This window comes from Pedobacter sp. 01N416 (genome assembly GCF_056399685.1).
The window spans coordinates 1-2917 of record NZ_JBFTRT010000682.1 but is presented as its reverse complement, the minus strand read 5'-3'; the positions used below and the strand labels follow the sequence as shown (position 1 = coordinate 2917).

2 protein-coding genes and 1 pseudogene are annotated in these 2917 nt (G+C 41.1%); all 3 read right to left on the bottom strand.

Translation table 11 applies throughout. The features are described 5' to 3' along the window. Window positions 1–451, bottom strand: a 451-nt coding sequence (locus tag AC1DND_RS25770) for a thiamine pyrophosphate-dependent dehydrogenase E1 component subunit alpha (RefSeq protein WP_477585421.1), incomplete at its 3' end; no start/stop codon positions are given. 36 nt (window positions 452–487) lie between these two features. Continuing rightward, window positions 488–1819: pseudogene (locus AC1DND_RS25765) on the bottom strand (LutB/LldF family L-lactate oxidation iron-sulfur protein); the annotation flags it as partial. A 154-nt stretch (window positions 1820–1973) separates the two neighbouring features. Beyond that, on the bottom strand, window positions 1974–2917 hold a 944-nt coding region (locus AC1DND_RS25760; protein ID WP_477585419.1), incomplete at its 5' end, for a M28 family peptidase.

Genomic DNA, 2917 nt, shown 5'->3' with positions numbered 1-2917 from the left:
TCTGAATACCCTCTACACCATAACCAATGGCCTTATCAACCAGGTTTTTGCACCTGAACTGCTCTGACTTTGGAGTGGAAAGTCCATATCCATTATTTTCGATCAGAAAAATAACAGGGAGGTTCCAAACTGCAGCAACATTTACTGCTTCGTGGAAATCGCCTTCACTGGTTGCCCCTTCTCCGGTGTAAACTAATGTGGCATGCTGTTTATTGGCTAAAACATCGGCAAGAGCAATACCATCTGCCAAAGCCATTTGTGGCCCCAAGTGGGATATCATCCCAATTATTTTATATTCTTGTGTGCCGAAATGGAAAGAGCGGTCGCGGCCTTTGGTAAAGCCGGTAATTTTGCCCTGCCATTGGGCCATTAATTTTTTTAAAGGAATATCGCGAGAGGTAAAAACGCCCAAATTACGGTGCATGGGTAAAATGTACTCCTCACTTTGCATCGCTAAGGTGCTACCAACAGCTATTGCTTCCTGGCCGGCAACTTTAGGCATTTCCCGGTATTTGCCCCAGCTCTTTTTGAAAAATCTTTTGAGCATAAAATTTTTAAACTTTCCGCCAAAAAAATCCATCCATTTGCGTTTTTGCATCATTCTGCTGAACATGCTCCAGCCAATTTCTTCTTTTTTGCCGTTTTCATGCCCTGCGGCGGCATCTCTCCGGTTAAGCAAGAGCATTTTATGGATATCGATTTTTACCGGGCACACTTCTGAACATTTGCCGCAAAGACTAGAAGCATAGCTTAAGTGTTTAAACTCTTCCATACCCTTTAAGTGAGGCGTAATTACTGAGCCGATTGGCCCACTATAGGTTGTATTATAAGTATGCCCACCAATATTTTTATAAACCGGGCAAGCATTTAAACATGCACCACAGCGGATGCAGTACAAGCCCTGTCTCTGGTCTTTTTGTGCCAATAAATTGGTGCGGCCATTATCTAGCAAAATCACATACATTTCCTCTGGCCCATCTGTTTCATTGGGTTGGCGTGGACCACTTAAAATGGTATTATAAACCGTTAAGTTTTGCCCAGTTCCATGCGATGCCAGTAAAGGCCAGAACAGATCAAGATCTGTCATCGAAGGAATTACTTTTTCAATACCCACAATAGCAATGTGGATTTTAGGGAAAGTGGTACTTAAACGAGCATTACCTTCATTCTCCGTTAAGGCAATACTTCCGGTATCGGCAATTAAAAAATTTCCGCCACTAATACCAATATCGGCATTTAAGTATTTATCGCGGAGTAATTCTCTTGCTTTTTGTACCAGCTGCGGGGGAGTGGCATCGATAGGTGTGCCAAATTTATCGTGAAATAACTGCGCTATATCTGTTGCACTTAGGTGCATGGCCGGGGTAACAATATGGTAGGGAGCCTGCCCAAGCAGTTGAACAATGTATTCGCCCAGATCACTTTCTAAAGACTCGATGTTGTTCTTTTCCAGGAAATCGTTTAAGTGGATTTCCTCGGTGGTCATCGATTTTGATTTGATAACCGTTTTGCCATTGTTTCTTTTGATGATGTTGAGGATTTCCTGTTGGGCTTCTTCAGCATCATTGGCCCAGATTACCTTACCGCCACGGCGTTGGAAATTTGATTCAAATTCTGGCAAGAACTTATCAAGGTTTTCCATCACACGCCATTTGATTACGTGTGCCTTTTTTTTGGATGCCTCTAAATTTTCGAATTTTGATAAGCCCCGTTCAACAGCTGCATTGTATTTCCCAATATTATAATTTATGGTTTTACGATGCGGTAGATCGAAAGCTTTCTCGTCAGATTTCTCTAAAAATTCCTCGGCAATATTCATCAATAGTTATTTTGTAATAGGGTAACGAATATTAACTGATTTTAGTTCTTAGCTATTTCGTTATAACATCAAAGATAGGAATTTATGCAGGCGCGAAAAGGTATTGTGCATAAAAAAGCCCCGACATTTTGTCGGGGCTAACTGTTTTGAATATTTATTTCTTTGGATTTCCTTTTCCATCCATATCTACCGCCGGACGTTTTGCGCTGTTGGCCAATTCCCATGCGGTAAAATAGGTCAGTTTAGCTCTTTTGGCCAAAAGTGGGAAGTTAATTTTACTTACTTCATCACCTGGTTTGTGGTAATCCTGCAGTAACATCCCGTCGTAATAGAAGATGATCGGAATACCCAATTTAGCAAAGTTATAATGATCTGAACGGTAATAAATCTGCTCAGGATCTTTTGGATCATCGTATTTATAATCCAGTTTCATTTTGGTATAGGTCGCGTTAACTCGCTCGCTTAAATTAGCCAAATCACTACTCAACATTCTTGAACCTACAGAGTAAATGTAATTTGCAGAATCTGCTTTACCTAAATATTCTTCGCCAGTACGGCCAATCATATCGGTATTTAAATCAGCAATGGTATTTTCGACAGGGAAAACCGGATGCTCCGAATACCATTCAGAACCCCAAAGCCCTTTTTCTTCACCAACAACAGTCATGAAAAGGATACTGCGTTTAGACCCTTTTCTGGCTTTTTTAGCATCTGTAAATGCTTTTGCCATTAATAAAACGCCGGTAGTTCCCGATCCATCATCATCTGCTCCGTTGTTCACTTTGTCTTTTGCATTTGGATCTGTTTCCAATCCAATATGGTCGTAGTGGCCAGTAAGGATTAAAACTTCTTTTTTAAGTACCGGATCAGAACCTTCTAAATAACCCAGAACGTTCTCACATCTAACTGGTGTTTCTGTTTTTGCAGCACTTGCGGAGAAAGGTACGTTTAATACTTGTGATGCGGGAGCCTGACTATCTACTATTTTCTTTTGCAGATCAGCCACAGTAGTGTTCGAGGCCTTTAGCAGATCGTTTGCCAAAGCGACAGATATCGAGATGCGTGGAATATCGTTTTGCTTTTGAGCTTCGATAGCAG